Raw genomic sequence first — 16,137 nt, 5'->3', positions numbered from 1 at the left:
TTAAGCTAACAAATTTATTTTTCAAATGGCAAACGCAGTTAATAAAGGAAAAGTAGCCCAGGTAATTGGCCCAGTAGTCGATGTAAGCTTTGAAGGTGAAGGCTCTCACTTACCAGCTATCCTAAATGCACTTTCTGTTACCAAAACCAATGGACAGGAACTTATCTTAGAAGTTCAACAACACTTAGGAGAAGATCGAGTAAGAACCATTGCGATGGAAGGTACTGAAGGACTTCAACGTGGACAAGAGGTAATTGACAAAGGAACACCGATGACAATGCCAACTGGCGATGGAATTAAAGGCCGTTTGTTTAATGTTGTAGGAGAGGCCATCGATGGTATTACACAGCCAAAATCAGCTGCTGGATTACCAATTCACCGTGCTGCTCCGAAATTTGATGAGTTAGCAACAACGACAGAGGTTTTATTTACAGGTATTAAAGTAATCGACTTATTAGCTCCTTACGTAAAGGGTGGTAAAATTGGTTTATTTGGTGGTGCCGGTGTAGGTAAAACGGTATTGATCATGGAGTTGATCAACAACATTGCGAAGGCATACGAAGGTTTGTCGGTATTTGCAGGTGTTGGAGAGCGTACTCGTGAAGGAAATGACTTATTACGTGAGATGATTGAATCTGGCGTTATTAAATATGGTGAAGAGTTTAAGCATGCTATGGAAGCTGGTGAGTGGGATTTGACGAAAGTTGATGAAAACGAATTAGTGAAATCACAAGCTACCTTAGTGTTTGGTCAAATGAACGAACCTCCAGGAGCACGTGCTCGTGTGGCTTTGTCAGGTTTGACAGTTGCGGAGCACTTCCGTGATGGTGATGGAGAAGGTCAAGGTCGTGATATTTTATTCTTCATTGACAACATCTTCCGTTTTACTCAAGCAGGATCTGAGGTATCAGCTTTATTAGGTCGTATGCCATCAGCGGTAGGTTATCAGCCAACATTAGCCACAGAAATGGGTGCTATGCAAGAGCGTATTACATCGACTAAGCGTGGATCTATTACTTCAGTACAGGCGGTTTACGTACCTGCGGATGACTTGACAGACCCAGCTCCAGCAACAACGTTTGCTCACTTAGATGCTACTACGGTACTTTCTCGTAAAATTGCTGAGTTAGGTATTTATCCAGCGGTAGATCCATTAGATTCTTCATCTCGTATTCTTTCGGCTGAAGTTTTAGGAGCTGCTCATTATAACACAGCGCAACGTGTGAAAGAAATTTTACAACGTTACAAAGAGTTACAAGATATCATTGCGATCCTTGGATTGGATGAATTATCTGAAGAAGATAAATTAGTTGTTTCTCGTGCTCGTCGTGTTCAACGTTTCTTGTCTCAACCATTTTTCGTAGCTGAACAATTTACAGGCTTAAAAGGCGTTTTGGTAGACATCAACGATACCATCAAAGGATTTAATGCTATTATTGACGGTGCTTATGATCATTTACCTGAGGCAGCGTTTAACTTAGTAGGTAGCATTGAAGATGCCATAGAAAAAGGTGAAAGATTGTTGGCAGAAGCTGCTAAATAAAAAATAGATATGTTTGTAGAAATTATTACACCCGACCGTAAAGTGTTTTCCGCAGAAGCTTCTGTGGTGACTTTACCTGGCGTTAATGGTTCCTTTCAAATTTTGAATGATCACGCAGCTTTAGTAAGTACTTTGAAAAAAGGGTTATTAACTGCCGACAAAGAATCATTTGAAATTGAGGGAGGAGTTGTGGAAGTATTAAATAATAAAGTGCTTATCCTTGCAGAAGGCGTTAATTAATTCCATGAAAAACTTAGCCATTGTTTTGTTTGCTGTAGTCCTATTTAGTAGTTGTTCGCAACAAGCTTATTTGACTGGTTCTTTGATGACTTTAATCAAAGAAAATCAACTTCCCTTAGAGAAGATTCAGTTTTACAATGACAATGCCCTTTTTCTAGAGAGAGAATTGAATGCATCTGATGCCAATGTTAAATCAGGTAAGATTATTTTAATCAATGGTAAGTCAATCAATCGTGTAACATTGGAGCAACAGACACCTGGTGTTTTAGTGAAACAAGCCAATGATCAATTATTAATTTCCTTTGAAGCAGGAGCTGGCGAAGAAAAAAGTTTGCACTTCGGTCCAGTTGTTGGAGAAAGAGGAGAGTACTATTATCAATTGGTAGACGATGCAGGAAGTCCCACTTTCTCTCGATTGAATTACGATGGAAACAAATATTTACTCTACAATAAAAAGAAGGTTCGTCTGATGATTATGAAGTCTTCATTCTCAGGTTTGAAGGTGAATAGTAAAAGAATGCGAGGTAATCGTGTGAGATAATCAGAAATATTTAGGAATTTTGAAAATAGGATGCTTGCATCCTATTTTTTTTTGTCTCATTTTTACATAATGGTATGCAAGCATACTAAATTAATTCCTTGATTATGAAAGCAGAAAGTACCTTTGATTTCCAAATTAAATCAGCCTGGTATGCCATCAGCCGGATGTATAACACCTATGCCGCACAATTTGATATGTCCATGGCAATAGGTTATGTTTTATTACATATAGATAAAGATGGAACTCCTGCTACTAAAATTGCACCTGCATTGGGACTGGAAGCTAGAAGTTTGACGCGAATGCTGAAAACCTTAGAAGATAAAAAATGGATACGGCGAGAGACTAATTATGCCGACAAGCGCGTTGTAAAGATATTCTTAACCGATTTGGGAAAGAAGAAAAGAGATGTGGCTAAACAAGGTGTTATATTATTTAATGAGAAGTTATTTGAACGAATTGGTTCAGAGCAATCCCAGGAGTTCTTTAAAGTAATACAATCCATTAATCAGTTTTTAGAAGAAGATGCCACTGAAATTCTTCAAACATTGAATCAAAAATCATAATTACACTCATCAACAACTATTGAATAACATTACATTTCATCAACATTTAAATTCAATGACCATGCCTACGAATAAAACAATGAAAGGGGGAGAGTTTTTAATTCGTCCACTCTTGCCTGAAGAGTTATTTATTCCTGAAGAGTTTTCAGAGGAGCAGAAGATGATAGGTCAGACATGTATTGACTTTATCAAAACGGAGATTCAGCCTCGTTTGGAAGAAATGGATGGTGCCAAAGATAGCTCAGTCATGGTGGACATGATGGATAAGGCAGGAAATCTTGGTTTATTGGGAACATCTGTGCCAGAGGAATATGGTGGATTTGGTATGGATTTTAATACCTCCATGTTAGTGGCTGAGGCTTGCGGATCAGGTCATTCATTTGCCGTAGCCTTATCTGCTCATACAGGTATTGGAACACTACCCATTTTGTATTATGGTACTGAGGAGCAAAAGAGACACTATTTACCTAAGTTGGCATCAGGTGAGTGGAAAGCTGCCTATTGTTTGACCGAGCCAGATTCAGGTTCAGATGCAAATGCAGCCAAATCTAAAGCTGTTTTGTCAGAAGATGGAAAGCATTATTTGATTACTGGTCAAAAGATGTGGATCACCAATGGAGGATTTGCAGATGTCTTTATTGTTTTTGCCAAAATTGCTGATGATAAAAACTTGACTGCATTTATTGTAGAGAAAAGTTTTGGTGGAATTACTATGAATGAGGAAGAGCGCAAAATGGGGATTAAGGGTAGCTCTACGCGTCAAATCTTCTTTAACGATTGTCCTGTGCCAGTTGATAATTTATTGTTCAAACGTGAAGGCGGATTTAAAATAGCGGTCAATATTCTAAATATTGGTCGAATTAAATTAGCTGCAGCGGTAATCGGGGCAGGAAAACGAGTTATTGATCAAGCAGTTCAATACGCGAATGATCGTAAACAATTTGGCCAATCCTTACATCAGTTTGGTGCCATCAAATATAAGATTGCTGAAATGATTGTAAAAAATTATGCTAGTGAATCAGCTTGTTACCGAGTAGGGCAAAACATTGATGATACCATTTTGGAGTTAAAAGCGGCCGGAATGAATGATTCTGAAGCCAAATTAAAAGGAGTAGAGCAATTTGCTATTGAATGTGCATTGTTGAAAGTGCATGGTTCGGAGACCTTGGATTATTCAGTAGATGAAGGAGTTCAAATTTACGGAGGAATGGGATTTTCAGCTGAGGCTCCCATGGATAGAGCTTATAGGGATTCTAGAATCAACCGTATTTTTGAAGGAACCAATGAGATTAACCGATTATTAGCAGTTGGCACCGTAATTAAACGTGCTATGAAAGGTGAGTTAGATATCATGACGGCAGCTATGGCAGTAGGGAAGGAGATATTGGGTGTACCCGATTTTTCGACTTCGGTACCAGATGGAGTTTTTGGGAAAGAGTATAAAGTGATTGCGAACTTGAAAAAGGCCTTGTTGATGTCGGCTGGAGGAGCCTTACAGAAGTACACGACTGAAATAGAGAACGAACAAGAAATTTTGATGTCATTAGCTGATATGATGATTGAGATTTATGTAGCGGAGTCTGTTTTAGTTCGAGTGGATAAATTAATTCAGCAATCTGGAGAGGCTAGCAATGAGATTGCTAAAGAATGTGCATTGGTATATTTGCACGAAGCAGTTGACAAAGTCCATCATCATGGTAAAGAAGTAATTACTGGTTTTGCTGCCGGAGATGAGTTAAACGTTATGTTAATGGGATTGAAGCGCTTTACCAAAATAGATCCTAAAAACTTGAAAGAGGCCAGACGCAAAATTGCGGATGCTGCTATTCTTAAAATGGGCTATATTTTTTAAAAAAAAATACTAATAAGGACAAGATTTAGCGATTTCATTCATACTTTTGTGGCAATTATATTTTAAACATTGAGTCATTAACCCCCAAACCGAATCATCATTATGAAAAAATTACTTTTAGTAATCGCTCTGATGCCATTTTTCTTTTCTTGTGCAAGCAAAAAGAAAATTGCTGATTTGCAATCACGTTTAACAGAACTACAAGCTAGTAGTGACCAATCGCTTGCCAAATCAAGAGCTGATCTTGCTGATTGTCAATCTTTAACAGCTAGTTTACAAGCTGAAATTAAAAAGAGAGATGCCGAGTTAGAAGCAAGAACTGCTTCATTGAAAAACTTGCAAGAGCAATTGGATTACATGAAAAGAACAAATACTAATTTGTTAGATCGTTTGTCTGATTTGTCAGTGATTAATAAATCAGGTGCTGAAAGTATCCGTAAGTCATTGGATGCCTTGAATGAGCAAGGAAAGTATATCAAGGATTTGAACTCTACTATTCAACGTAAGGACTCCATCAATTTGTCATTAGTAATGAACTTGAAGCGTTCTTTGGCTGATGTAAATGATGAAGATGTAACTGTTGAAGTGAAAAAAGGTGTAGTTTATATCTCTATTTCTGATAAATTAATGTTTGCTTCAGGAAGCTCAGTAATTAACACAAAAGCGGAAGCTGTATTAGCTAAAGTGGCTAAAGTGGTTAATGATCATAAAGATTTAGATATCTTAGTTGAAGGACATACCGATAGTGTACCTATTTCTACAGATTGTATTAAAGATAACTGGGATTTAAGTGCTAAGCGTGCTACTTCAGTTGTTCGTTTATTGCAAACTAAATTCTCAGTAGATCCTGAGCGTATGACTGCAGGTGGTCGTGGTGAGTTTGAACCACAAGCTGAGAACAAGAGCAAGTCTGGACGTAAGATGAATCGTCGTACTGAAATCATCGTTACTCCTAAGTTAGATCAATTCTTCAATTTGTTAGCTCCTCCATCAGGAAAGTAATCAAATTAGATTATAAAGGAAAGGGCCTCATTTGAGGCCCTTTTTTTATGCGAAATGTTTTTTTACTAAGTCGAGTTTTCGACGAGAAATGGGAATTTCGTTGCCCAAAATAGTTGTTAAAGTATTGGTACCTTGGAAATTCTGACCTGAAATATTCTCTCGATTGACTAAGTATGATTTATGTGCCCGCAAAAATGGGTTCATACGTAATTGAGATTCAAATTTCTTTAGTGTTTTGGCTATGGTGATTTGTTTCTTGTTTTTTAGGAATACGATACTGTAATTTCCTTTTCCTTCGATGAACACGATGTCGTCCACTGGGCATTGATCAATGCTCGGCAATTTAATGTCTTTTTTCATAGGTTGATTATTGTTAAATAGGTAACGTAAATTTACTCAACAAACTGTGATTATCTGTCCTGCACTTACTAAGTGGTAAATAATCATTTTAAGTGGTAAACCATTATTTTTTTAGCATACATATAATTAGGTTATTTTTTATTGATAATTACTATGTGTTGAAAATGAGGCACATAGAGGCAAATTGCCAATACTTCCGTAAACTAAACACTATCAATTCTTAGGGCAATATTTAATGTCGTTTTAACTGTAGATTGTTTTTATTCTGCCGTAAAATACATTCATCCATCAGTACAAGCAGTACATCAAATGAATCTTAAATTGGCAATATAATAACGGAGAAATAGGGCTAAAAAATATTTTTTATGAGCTATTTAATTTTTGAGGCCGTGCCTTCGAGAACCTACGGCACATGAATTTTGTGGATGATTTTATCTTGTGTATTCGAGAACCTTGGGTACTTGAACTGTATTGTTGTTGTAAAATCTTTAAAGTCTCTTTGGCAACATCAGATATTTGAACTTTGAATAGTAAATTTATTTAAGGTCTTTTAGGTTCTTGAAGGCACCTTAAATAAAAAAGGCAAACCATAAAGATTTGCCTTTTTACTTGTAGCGGGGGCCAGACTCGAACTGACGACCTTTGGGTTATGAGCCCAACGAGCTACCAACTGCTCCACCCCGCGATATATCGGAGTGCAAAGATGCAGGGTTTTGTCGAGAAAAACAAGTATCTTTGTATTTTAATATTCATTCCCAATAAATAGGGTGTGTTTTTTTCATATGGCATCTCCTCACAAATCTGGATTTATTAGTATTATAGGTAAGCCGAATGTCGGTAAAAGTACCTTAATGAATGCCTTGGTAGGTGAGCGATTGTCGATTGTGAGTTCTAAGGCCCAAACCACCAGACATCGCATTTTAGGGATGTTGAATGGGGAATATGAAGGTACACCTTATCAAATTGTCTATTCAGATACACCTGGGGTTTTGATGCCCAAGTATGAATTGCATAAATCAATGATGCAGTTTGTAAAAAGTTCATTGGAGGATGCAGACGTCGTATTATATGTAACTGATGTATTTGACGAATATGAAGATTTAGAATTTTTGACGAATTGGAAGGATCATACAGATACTCCCATTTTAGTTTTATTGAATAAAATTGATTTAGTCGGAACTGAAAAGCTTCAGGAACGGTTGGATTACTGGCGACAAATATTTCCTGATAAGCCTATTTTGCCTATTTCTGCTTTGGAATCAGTGCATTTAGATCAAATCTTTGAACATATTGTAGCCAAATTGCCTGTTCATCCTCCGTTTTTCGATCCGGAAGAATTAACAGATAAGCCCGAAAAGTTTTTTGCATCGGAAATTATCCGAGAAAAGATATTCATGAATTACAAGAAGGAGATTCCTTATTCTTGTGAAGTAGTAGTTACATCTTTTAAAGATGAGCCTACTATTTTACGAATCGCCACTGAGATTTATGTAGAACGCGTCTCACAGCGTGCCATTTTAATTGGGCATAAGGGAGAAAGTATCAAAAAAGTAGGGATTGAAGCCCGCCAAGATTTGGAGAAATTTTTTGGTAAAAAAGTATTTTTAGAGCAATTTATCAAAGTGGAGCCAGATTGGCGTGCAAAGGCTGATAAATTGCGTTCATTCGGGTATTCGCTCGATTAATTTTAATAACATGTCAAATATAGTAGCAATTGTTGGTCGTCCCAATGTAGGAAAGTCGACCTTGTTTAATCGATTGATTGAGCAAAAAAAGGCAATCATGGACAATGTGTCTGGGGTTACTCGGGATCGCCATTATGGCTATGGTCAGTGGACGGGTAAGTTTTTTACTGTAATCGATACAGGTGGTTATGTACATGGTTCTGAAGATATGTTTGAAGGAGCCATCCGTGAACAAGTGGAGATGGCCATGGAAGAGGCAGATGTACTATTATTCGTAGTTGATTGCCAAGTTGGGTTAACGGATTTAGATAAGGACTTTGCCAAGGTATTGCGTAAATCAAAGAAGCCAGTGATTATTGTAGCTAACAAAGCTGATACGCATGATAAGGCTTTTGTTGCTGCGGAATTCTATGAATTAGGACTTGGGGATCCATATGCTATAGCTGCTGAAAGTGGAAGTGGAACAGGGGATATGTTGGATCTAATGGTTTCTCATTTTAAAGAAGAAGGTGTCGAAAATCCAGAAGCTGGCGTGCCTCGTGTTGCTATCTTAGGTAGACCTAATGTTGGGAAATCATCTTTCTTAAATGCATTGCTTGGTCGTGAACGCTCCATTGTTACTGATTTAGCAGGGACCACTCGTGATGCCATTCAGAATCGTTATACATTGTATGGTAAGGATTTCATTATTACTGATACAGCCGGTATTCGTAGAAAAGCCAAGATTGATGATAATATAGAGTATTACTCTGTATTGCGTTCAATCAAGGCTATGGAAGAATGCGATTTGGCGATTATTTTAGTAGATGCTACTACCATTGATTTCAATACTGGTCTAGAAGCCCAAGATATGAACATCATCAGTATGGCGGATAAAGCTAAGAAAGGGATCGTTCTGATGGTGAATAAATGGGACTTGGTGGCAAAGGACACTAATACGGCTATTAAGCTGGAAAATGCGATTAAAGAGCGTTTAGCGCCGATCAATTATATGCCAGTGATATTTACTTCGGTCATGGAAAAGAAACGTATTTTCCAGGTGGTCGAAAAAATGTTAGAAGTATTTGAGAACCGTTCTCAGAAAATAGCTACATCTAAATTAAATGATGTGATGTTGGAGGTAATTAATAATTATCCACCTCCAGCTTGGAAAGGTAAATACATCAAAATTAAGTATTGTACGCAAGTATCGACACCTTATCCTACTTTTATTTTCTTCTGTAACTTACCTCAATATATTAAGGAAAGCTATGAACGGTATTTGGAGAATCAAATGCGTAAGGCATTCAAATTAGAAGGAACACCTATTTCATTATTTTTTAGGAAGAAATAATAGGTCTAATTCGGCTAAGGACATTTTAGACAATGTGCCTTTTGAGCCTACTGCAATTAGTTGTTTATTGTATAGTATGATATTATGAAAGTGGGTTTCGCCAAGCGAAATCCACTTTTTTGATTTAGGTTCGTACGCAGCACTTTGAGATGGTCCTACTACAACCCAATACTTACCTGTCCATATTGCTTTTTCCATATAGAATTTTGGATAATCCTTGAGGTTCTCCCAAGTTAATCCAGCATCTCTGCTTTCTAATATCCCTATTTTGTTTTCATTCAGATGAAGGTAGTTTCCTCCAACTACCCAATAATGGCTTTTATTCCTGGCACCAATAGAAAAGAATCCACTACTGCTATCAGCAGGTGTACTTTGGGACATTGACTGGAATTTAGTAAGAGTCTCGTCTTGACTTTGTAAGATTCTAGCTTGGGTTGATCCTCCTGTCACAATATTTAATTTTCGATTGATCCAAAGTAATGATGATCCACTAGCAGCAAAAGCAGCTTCTCTCGCAAATAAAGTAGGAAAGGATGTTATCAGTATGTCTTCTACTTGTTCTCCATTTGCTTTGATTTTAAACAAAGGGAACTGGCCATTCATGGGGTCGGATAACATGACGCCTTCGTTTTTTTTGTAATTCCAAGCTATGGCATCAAAGAAGTAGGGTCCCGATTTTTTCTCAAATAGTAGATTCCAAGTTTGCCCTTGGTCTTTACTTAAAAATAATTTGGCAGCACCTTTATCCGCAGGTCCTGCACTCATTAGTAATATTCTCTGCTTATTGATTACAGCTAAATCTCTAAAATCAAGTTTTTCGGCAGTTGGAACTTGTTGCTCATGCCAAGTCATTCCTTTATCTAGAGAATAGACAACCGTTCCTTGTGTGCCTCCAATCCAAATTTGATTTTTATGGCTTCTAATCGCCCGGAATGAAGCCTTTGTCTGTAATGGAATATTAACCCATTGGGCATAGGATGCATGATTAAGAAACAAGCATAAAACAAGAAGGAGCGATCGTATTTTCATGGCATAAAAAAAGCCTCCCGAGTAAACGAGAGGCTTCTAATAAAGTTCAAAATCTTATTTACTTACGATAATTTTACCAGTATAAGACTTGCTGTTGTCAGCAGTGATTGTTACGATGTAAATACCGTTTCCTAATCCTGGCAACTTAAGGATGTTAGTAGGCTCAGGGTTAGCAGCATTTAAAGCTGGAATTTTTCCTGAATATACTGGACGACCTACCATGTCATATAAAGTAACTACTGCATTAGTCCAATCATCTAAGATTTGAATGTTAACTCCGTCAACATCTGGCTTAGTCACTGGGTTAGGGAAGATAGCAACTCCATTAAATTCTGGATCTAAAGTGTATGTATATTTAGTAAAGTCAGTGTAGCAAGTTAATGGGAAACCATCGATAGCATACAAATACTTTCTTCTAACACTGTAATCTCCGTTTGTTTTCACTTTCGTGATGTAGCTTTTTGAAGGAAGTGCTGTCGTTCCGAATTTCCACTCATAATCACTAGCAGTACCACCTGTAACGGTAGCTGGGAAGTTTAATGCTTTTAAAGTATAAACTCCTTCTTTCACAATTCTAGCATCAGAAGCAACTGGATTTTGTTGAACACTTACTTTAATCTTATTAGAAGCAGGAGAGATACATCCGTAGATATCTGTTGCTCTAGTGTAGTATGTATCAGAAGTTTTAACACCTTCAAATACTTTCAAAGTAGAAAGAGATGTATTCGCATTTCCATACCAATTAACAATACTATTTGAAGTAGATGCTGTTAAAGTTACTGCATTGAATGCACTGTAGTCATCATCTTTTCTAGCGCAGAATGTAGTTGCGCCACCAGCTGTAATAGTTGGTGCAGCAGGAAGAGCTAACACTTTTACTTCAACTGCAGCAGAAGATTCAGAATAACATCCATTTGCATTGATGGTTTTTACTGTGTAGAAACCAACTTTATTGTAATCAATTAAGCTTGTTGTTAATGCATTACTCCATTCCCATTTAGTAGCTTCACCATTAGGTAAAGAAGAAGCTTGAAGTTGACCTGCAATTGGAGTTCCTTCGCAGAAACCAACAGTAGAAGCTGTTACTAATGAACCATTCGCTGGTTTTAAGGCAGTGATTGTTGGAGTAACTGGCTTGTCGTAGTTCTTGATAGTAACTTCATCAGAAGCAGGAGATGGGCAGTTGTAGTTAGATACATAGTCCACTTTTACTTTTGCATTCTGTTTGAAAATAATGCTAGATAAGTTACCCAACGCAGCTGTTTCAACTCCGTCTACATACCAACGGAATTTAGATGGTTTCGTTGGAGTTCCATTAGCAGCCCACAAATAACCTTTGTTAAGTACCAAAGAAGCTGAATCCACTTTTAAAGCCGTAGAGCCTTCGATGCAATAACCTAAATTTCCAGTGATAGGACCAGGCTTAGGTAATTCTACATAAGTAATACGAACTTGGTTGGATTCCTTAGAACCACATACTCCAGCCTTGTCTGTTATTTTCACATAATATAAAACCGATTTTCTCTCAGCAATGGCTGTTAATACACCCGTTGATTGACCTGTTGCATTGAAACGATCCGCACCAAAATTGTCAGAAGGCTTGTATTCATCTTTTCCGAACCATTGGAATTCGAAATATTGGCTATACTGACTGAAATTCAATGTATTGTTTCTTTCTGGATTCGTATAAATACCCAAATCTACCAATGTTCCTTGGCAAACTTCTTTAGTATCATTATCTGGTAAAACACTTTTTACGCTGTTAACAAATACGGTAGGAACAGCATAGCCCTTTCTTACATCATACCCTGCAGCTTTGGAATATGTTTTCATTGGAACATTGGTTGGAGGGGTAGACGGGTCTGGAGGTAATGCAGCTGAATTCAATGAATAATTGATAATACAACTTACGCTATATCTACCTGTGATATAATCTGCACCAGAAATTTTAATAGCATCCCAATTGGCAATTTCAACCGTTTTGTTTCCTACAGGTAAATACCATAGAGTTCCATCTGGGCAACCTGTAGCCTTTAATGAAATAGATCCCGAATTAGGGTCATTGATGTCGCCACAAACAATACTTCCATCCAACATAGAAACTGCTGGAGCATAATTAGCATCTGCTACTACAATAGTAACCTTGGAAGACATAGTTCCAGGGGCAATGGTACTTCCACCAGGAGTAGTAACACATTTTAATTCATAAACATATGGAGGAATGTTTCCTCCAGGTTTATTATCTAAGGTTAATGCTAACGCAGTAACATTATTATCAGCAACACCATTGCCAGCATATGCGATATCCCAATCTGCTGTCATAGGATAATATGTAACACCACCTCCATTGGGCTCATTTTTATAAAAGCCCCAGTCAAAATAAGCACCAGCAGGGCAACCCGAAGCAACAAGAGCCTTTGCTTCACCATTTTTAACTAGTGTAGTCTGATCACCTAGTTTTCCATTGATAAGTTGAGCCGAGGCGGAATATGCCATCAAAAATACTAGAATGGCGGATAAATTGAATTTGAAGAATTTGTTCATCATGTTAAGAACGAGTTTGAGTAGATTAATTAAACAATAAAGCTACCTATTGAATTAGGCACTAAATTAATTAAAAATATCTTATGTAGGGCAAGAAATTTATTAAATGGCATATAAAAGAGCAATTAAATTTGAAAAGCAGAATATTCTATCCGCTTTCTGTTCGCATAGCTTAAATATTGCGTATTTTTGAAATTGAATTTATCATTTTCGACCCTAAAAACGACAAAATTGTCAAGAACGTATATTGAATGGAAGAATTAAAACCAAAATCCCTTAATTTTTTAGAAGAAATCGTTCAGGCCGATTTAGCAGCTGGAAAATACCCTCAAGGAATTTTCACTCGATTCCCTCCTGAACCTAATGGATACCTACATATCGGCCATGCCAAGTCTATTTGCCTAAACTTTGGTTTAGCTCAAGAATTTGGAGGAAAGACGAATTTGCGTTTTGATGATACGAATCCCATTACTGAGGAAACTGAATATGTTGAATCCATCAAGAAGGATGTGGCATGGTTAGGTTTTAGTTGGGCAAATGAATTATACACCTCCGATTATTTTGAGACTTTATTTCAATATGCAGTTCAGTTAATTGAAAAATCTCTGGCCTATGTGGATGATTCATCTGCAGAGGAAATAGCCTCTCAAAAAGGTACACCTACTACTCCTGGTGTTCCAAGTCCTTATCGTAACCGGTCTGTAGCAGAAAATTTAGATTTGTTTCAACGGATGCGCGCAGGTGAGTTTCCTGATGGGGCTAAAGTTTTGAGGGCCAAAATAGATATGTCGCATCCCAATATGCACATGCGCGACCCGTTTATGTACCGCATTCGTCATGTGGAACATCATAGAACTGGAAATGCTTGGTGCATTTACCCCATGTATGATTTCGCTCATGGGCAATCTGATTCCATGGAAGGTATCACTCACTCCATTTGTACCTTGGAGTTTGATGTACACCGCCCCCTGTATGACTGGTTCATAGAAAAATTAGAGATTTTCCCTACCCATCAATATGAATTTGCTCGGTTAAATTTGTCGCACACTGTAATGAGTAAGCGTAAACTCCTGCAATTGGTGAATGAGAAAATTGTCCATGGTTGGGATGATCCACGAATGCCAACCATCTCGGCTTTACGAAGAAGGGGTTTTACACCTGCATCCATTCAGAATTTCTGTGAAAGAATCGGTGTTGCCAAACGTGATAACCTCATTGACATTAGTTTGTTGGAATTCTGTATTCGAGAAGACTTAAACAAATCGGCCAATCGCTATATGGCGGTATTAGATCCAGTGAAATTAGTCATTACTAATTATCCAGAAGGTCAAACGGAAGACTTGTTAATTGAAAATAATCCTGAAGATGAAAGTACAGGTAAAAGAGCTGTACCATTCACACGTGAATTATATATTGAAAGGGAAGATTTTATGGTGGATCCACCTAAAAAATTCTTTAGACTAGGTCCTGGTTTATCTGTTCGTTTAAAGGGTGCTTATATCATCCAATGCGAGAGTTTTGAATTGAATGAAGATGGAACTGTCAAAGAAATTCATGCTAGCTACATTCCAGAAAGCAAATCGGGACAAGATACTTCTGGGATCCACGTGAAAGGAACTATTCATTGGGTTTCTATTCCTCATGCTGAGGTGGCCGAGGTACGTCTATTTGATCGATTATTGATAGTAGAAGATGCTTCTGAATTAGGAGATGATTTTATGAAATTCATCAATCCAGAGTCTTTGCAAGTGCTTGATAAAGTTTATGTAGAGCCTGCTTTGAAGGAAGCACAAGTTGAAAAAGCTGTTCAATTTATGCGTAAAGGGTACTTTTGTCTGGATAAAGATACCCAAGATGGTCATTTAGTATTTAACCGTACAGTAACCCTTAAGGATACCTGGGCCAAACAACAAAAATAGATAAGAGTCGAAGCATTGCTTCGACTCTTATCTATTTTTTTGCAAACAAAGAATCTACAAATGTGCTGCGGTTGAATATTTGTAAATCAGATATTTTCTCTCCGACTCCAATATATTTTACAGGAATTTTGAACTGGTCTGAAATACCTATCACGACCCCACCTTTAGCTGTGCCATCTAATTTGGTTATGGCTAAGGCAGTAACTTCAGTCGCCTTTGTGAATTCTTGAGCCTGAATGAATGCATTTTGTCCTGTAGAACCATCTAATACCAAAAGAACCTCGTGAGGAGCATCCGGGATGAACTTTTGAACAACACGTTTGATTTTGGTTAATTCAGTCATCAGATTCACTTTGGTATGTAATCTACCAGCTGTATCAATGATGACGATATCGGCATTCATTTCCACTCCTTGCTTGACTGCATCATAGGCAACCGAAGCTGGGTCGGTATTCATTCCATGATCAATCACAGGAATCCCCACTCGTTCTCCCCATAATTTTAATTGATCCACGGCTGCTGCGCGAAATGTATCAGCCGCACCAAGAATCACCTTTAACCCATTTTGGTGAAATTGAGAAGCCAATTTTCCAATGGTCGTTGTTTTACCTACACCATTGACACCTACTACCATGATAACATAGGGCTTTTGCTTAGGTTCTGCAAAGGCATGTTGTAAGTCTGCCGACTGGTTTTCTTCTAATAAAGCGGCAATTTCTTCTCGTAAAACTTGATCAAGTTCTTCAGTAGACACAAATTTGTCACGTTCAACGCGACGTTCAATTCGGTCAATGATTTTTAAAGTAGTAGGGACTCCGACATCTGAACTCAATAGAATTTCTTCTAATTCATCCAACACATCTTCATCCACTTTAGATTTGCCTAGAACGGCTCTTCCCATTTTGGAAAGAAATCCCTCTTTGGTTTTTTCTAGTCCTTTCTCCAAGGCCTCCAGCTCCTCCTGTTCTTGTGGTGCTGGTTTCTTTTTAAAAAAATCGAATAGTCCCATGGCTTTGAATGAAAATAAAAACGAATGTAACAAAAATAAAAAAAGTCCCTCACGAAGGGACTTTAATATCTAAGCGAAAAAAAGGTGCCCCGCTTGAAAAATTAGTTTTTCAATGCAGCATTTACCTCATCTTGAAGAATGATTTCTTCTTTGAAGGTATAAGCTCCTGTGGTTGGATTTTTAACCGCCTTAATGATTTTAGCGTATTTTACGCCTCCTTCTTTCTTTAACGTTGCAACTACTTTCTTAGCCATATTTCTTAAGTATTAAAACTATTTGATCTCCTTATGAAGTGTAACTTTCTTCAATACCGGATTGTATTTTTTCAATTCGATACGAGCAGTCGTGTTTTTACGATTCTTAGTCGTGATGTAACGCGACATTCCTGGTAAACCAGATTCTTTGTGCTCAGTGCATTCTAGAATTACTTGAATGCGATTTCCTTTCTTTGCCATAGTATTAAAATCTTTTTTCGCCTCATTTGAAACGGACTGCAAAGGTAGAAGAAATATTTTTT

At 37.6% G+C, this 16,137-nt stretch carries 15 protein-coding genes and 1 tRNA gene; 9 read left to right on the top strand and 7 right to left on the bottom strand.

From position 1 onward, the window contains the following. Nucleotides 1-25 precede the first annotated feature (25 nt). From atpD to EWU22_RS00125, 6 genes are all read left to right on the top strand, one after another. Nucleotides 26-1,543, top strand: a complete 1,518-nt coding sequence (gene atpD / locus EWU22_RS00150) for a F0F1 ATP synthase subunit beta (protein WP_109324193.1) — start codon at nt 26-28, stop codon at nt 1,541-1,543. A 9-nt stretch (nt 1,544-1,552) separates the two neighbouring features. Then, complete coding sequence (locus EWU22_RS00145; RefSeq protein ID WP_109324192.1) at nt 1,553-1,783, top strand: F0F1 ATP synthase subunit epsilon; 231 nt, start codon at nt 1,553-1,555, stop codon at nt 1,781-1,783. Between the two features lie 4 nt (nt 1,784-1,787). Then, the gene (locus EWU22_RS00140; RefSeq protein ID WP_130923926.1) at nt 1,788-2,324 is read left to right on the top strand and encodes a hypothetical protein; all 537 of its coding nucleotides are present in this window, start codon (nt 1,788-1,790) and stop codon (nt 2,322-2,324) included. A gap of 104 nt (nt 2,325-2,428) precedes the next feature. Then, entirely contained in the window at nt 2,429-2,887 is a 459-nt protein-coding gene (locus EWU22_RS00135) for a MarR family winged helix-turn-helix transcriptional regulator (protein WP_109325431.1), read from the top strand. A gap of 55 nt (nt 2,888-2,942) precedes the next feature. Then, nucleotides 2,943-4,739 (top strand): acyl-CoA dehydrogenase family protein, encoded by a 1,797-nt coding sequence (locus EWU22_RS00130; protein ID WP_130923925.1) that lies wholly within the window; start codon nt 2,943-2,945, stop codon nt 4,737-4,739. A gap of 102 nt (nt 4,740-4,841) precedes the next feature. After that, nucleotides 4,842-5,741 (top strand): OmpA/MotB family protein, encoded by a 900-nt coding sequence (locus EWU22_RS00125; RefSeq protein ID WP_109324181.1) that lies wholly within the window; start codon nt 4,842-4,844, stop codon nt 5,739-5,741. Nucleotides 5,742-5,786: 45 nt separating this feature from the next. Here the strand turns inward: EWU22_RS00125 and EWU22_RS00120 are convergent, their stop codons facing one another. Further along, nucleotides 5,787-6,101 carry a LytR/AlgR family response regulator transcription factor gene (locus tag EWU22_RS00120; RefSeq protein WP_109324178.1) on the bottom strand — a complete coding sequence of 105 codons (315 nt, stop codon included), beginning with the start codon at nt 6,099-6,101 and terminating at the stop codon, nt 5,787-5,789. 612 nt (nt 6,102-6,713) lie between these two features. Further along, nucleotides 6,714-6,786 (bottom strand) — tRNA-Met (locus EWU22_RS00115). A 97-nt stretch (nt 6,787-6,883) separates the two neighbouring features. Between EWU22_RS00115 and era the strand changes: the two genes are divergently transcribed. Further along, on the top strand, nt 6,884-7,786 hold the full coding sequence (gene era, locus EWU22_RS00110; RefSeq protein ID WP_109324177.1) for a GTPase Era: 903 nt from the start codon (nt 6,884-6,886) through the stop codon (nt 7,784-7,786). Nucleotides 7,787-7,796: 10 nt separating this feature from the next. After that, nucleotides 7,797-9,119, top strand: a complete 1,323-nt coding sequence (gene der, locus EWU22_RS00105) for a ribosome biogenesis GTPase Der (RefSeq protein ID WP_109324176.1) — start codon at nt 7,797-7,799, stop codon at nt 9,117-9,119. Here der and EWU22_RS00100 read toward each other — a convergent pair. Together EWU22_RS00100 and EWU22_RS00095 are read right to left on the bottom strand one after the other, a co-directional pair. After that, complete coding sequence (locus EWU22_RS00100; protein WP_130923924.1) at nt 9,099-10,148, bottom strand: beta propeller repeat protein; 1,050 nt, start codon at nt 10,146-10,148, stop codon at nt 9,099-9,101. The genes der and EWU22_RS00100 overlap by 21 nt on opposite strands. Nucleotides 10,149-10,202: 54 nt before the next feature. Beyond that, on the bottom strand, nt 10,203-12,695 hold the full coding sequence (locus EWU22_RS00095) for a T9SS type A sorting domain-containing protein (protein WP_130923923.1): 2,493 nt from the start codon (nt 12,693-12,695) through the stop codon (nt 10,203-10,205). A 248-nt stretch (nt 12,696-12,943) separates the two neighbouring features. Between EWU22_RS00095 and EWU22_RS00090 the strand changes: the two genes are divergently transcribed. Continuing rightward, nucleotides 12,944-14,611: a glutamine--tRNA ligase/YqeY domain fusion protein gene (locus EWU22_RS00090; protein ID WP_130923922.1), complete on the top strand. Its 1,668-nt coding sequence runs from the start codon at nt 12,944-12,946 to the stop codon at nt 14,609-14,611. A gap of 31 nt (nt 14,612-14,642) precedes the next feature. Here EWU22_RS00090 and ftsY read toward each other — a convergent pair whose 3' ends face one another. From ftsY to rpmG, 3 genes are all read right to left on the bottom strand, one after another. Then, on the bottom strand, nt 14,643-15,620 hold the full coding sequence (gene ftsY, locus EWU22_RS00085) for a signal recognition particle-docking protein FtsY (protein ID WP_130923921.1): 978 nt from the start codon (nt 15,618-15,620) through the stop codon (nt 14,643-14,645). Between the two features lie 101 nt (nt 15,621-15,721). After that, on the bottom strand, nt 15,722-15,874 hold the full coding sequence (locus EWU22_RS00080; protein WP_109324168.1) for a DUF4295 domain-containing protein: 153 nt from the start codon (nt 15,872-15,874) through the stop codon (nt 15,722-15,724). Nucleotides 15,875-15,892: 18 nt separating this feature from the next. Next, nucleotides 15,893-16,075 (bottom strand): 50S ribosomal protein L33, encoded by a 183-nt coding sequence (gene rpmG / locus EWU22_RS00075; protein ID WP_109325429.1) that lies wholly within the window; start codon nt 16,073-16,075, stop codon nt 15,893-15,895. Nucleotides 16,076-16,137 lie beyond the last annotated feature (62 nt).

This window comes from Aquirufa nivalisilvae, assembly GCF_004307455.1.
GTDB lineage: Bacteria > Bacteroidota > Bacteroidia > Cytophagales > Spirosomataceae > Aquirufa > Aquirufa nivalisilvae.
This window is presented reverse-complemented; position numbering and strand designations above follow the sequence as displayed.